Below are 1,931 nucleotides of genomic sequence, written 5' to 3' on the forward strand. Positions count from 1 at the left end.
CCGTACGGCCCCTACGGCCCGTACCCCACGCCGGGCTCGTCGGGCCCGTACCGTCAGGGCCCCACGCCGCCCGACGCGTCCCGCCCGCCTGCCCGCTGCGCGTCCCGGCCGCCTGACGTATCCCGCTCGCCCGTGGTGCGTCCCGCCCTGCTGATGCGTCCTCCCTGCGCGTGGGGGGCTTCCGTGCGTCCGCGACCTCGACGCGCGTCGTGGCGCATCGCGCTGACCCGGCCCATGCGCCCACCGCGACGCGCTGACTTCGGGCAGCGATCGGTCACGCTTCGATAACGCGTCTGTCGAGTTCTTGCGTTGATGTCGTCGCGGCCTTTAGTGTCCTGTCATCGCCGAGGACGCCGCAGCGCGCCCGACGCGCCGATCCACCCGACGCCGTCGTCGGGCCGAGGAGAGACGAGACGTGCAGTGACGCAGGCTCACCCGCAGACCGACCCCACCTGGTGGCGGGACGCGGTCATCTACCAGGTCTACCCGCGCAGCTTCGCCGACGGGAACGGCGACGGCACCGGTGACCTGGCGGGGCTGCGCGCGCGGCTGCCGTACCTGCACGACCTCGGCGTCGACGCGATCTGGGTGACCCCCTGGTACCAGTCGCCGCTCGCCGACGGCGGGTACGACGTCGCCGACTACCGCGCGATCGACCCGGCGTTCGGCACGCTCGACGAGGCCGAGCAGGTCATCGCGGAGGCGCTCGCGCTCGGCATCCGCACCATCATCGACATCGTCCCCAACCACGTCTCGGAGCAGCACGCGTGGTTCCGCGCGGCGCTCGCGGCCGGTCCGGGCAGCCCGGAGCGCGCACGGTTCTGGTTCCACCCGGGCAAGGGCGAGCACGGCGACGTCATGCCGACGAACTGGGTGTCGGACTTCCAGGGCACGACGTGGACGCGCACGACGAACCCCGACGGCACGCCCGGCGAGTGGTACCTGCACCTGTTCGCGCCGCAGCAGCCGGACCTCAACTGGTCGCACCCGGACGTGCGCGCGGAGTTCGAGGACGTGCTGCGGTTCTGGTTCGACCGCGGCGTCGCGGGCATCCGCATCGACTCGGCCGCGCTGCTCGTCAAGGACGGCGACCTGCCGGAGGTGCCCGAGCAGCCGGGCCCGGGGGAGCACCCGCACGTCGACCGCGACGAGATCCACGACGTCTACCGCGCCTGGCGCGCGGTCGCGGACTCGTACGAGGGCACGCGCGTGCTGGTCGGTGAGGTGTGGCTGCAGGACAAGGCGCGGTTCGCGCAGTACCTGCGCCCTGACGAGATGCACACGGCGTTCAACTTCGACTTCATGGCCCGTCCGTGGGACGCCAAGCAGCTGCGTGAGTCGGTCGACGTGACGCTCGCGGCGCACGGACCCGTGGGCGCCCCGGCCACGTGGGTGCTCTCCAACCACGACGTGACGCGTCCCGTGACGCGCTACGGGCGCGAGGACTCGTCGTTCGCGTTCACGGCGAAGCGGTTCGGCACCCCGACGGACCTCGCGCTCGGCCGCCGCCGGGCCCGCGCCGCCGCGCTGCTCACCGCCGCCGTCCTCGTCATCGAGCACGTCCCGCCCGGTCCGCTCGGCCCGGCGCTCGCGGTCGTCGTCCTCGTGGGGGCCGTCGTGGTCCTGCTGCGCCGCGGCCGCGGCCGGCCGCACGCCGTGCTGCCGACCGACCTGGTCACCCGCTCCGAGGTCGCGGTGCTCCTGCTGCTGGGCGGCGCGACGTTCGCCGGCCTGTACGCGTTCGTGTTCCTCGTCCCGCTCAGCGACCAGGCCGCGTTCGGCCGCAGCGCGCTCGCGACGGGCGTCGCGTTCCTGCCGCTGACGGTCGCGCTGTTCGCGGTCGGGTTCGTCGCGGGGCGGCTGGCCGAACGGTTCCCCGAGCGGCTGCTGGTCGGCGGTGCGCTGCTCGCGATGGCCGCGGGCACCGGGCT

1 protein-coding gene is annotated in these 1,931 nt (G+C 74.0%); it reads left to right on the forward strand.

What is annotated here, in order from left to right; translation table 11 throughout:
* Positions 1-420: 420 nt before the first annotated feature.
* Positions 421-1,931: alpha-amylase family glycosyl hydrolase (locus HGA02_RS17940; RefSeq protein ID WP_343035587.1), on the forward strand; the 1,511-nt coding region annotated here is incomplete at its 3' end.

Source organism: Cellulomonas septica (genome assembly GCF_012396155.1).
Taxonomy (GTDB): domain Bacteria; phylum Actinomycetota; class Actinomycetes; order Actinomycetales; family Cellulomonadaceae; genus Cellulomonas; species Cellulomonas septica.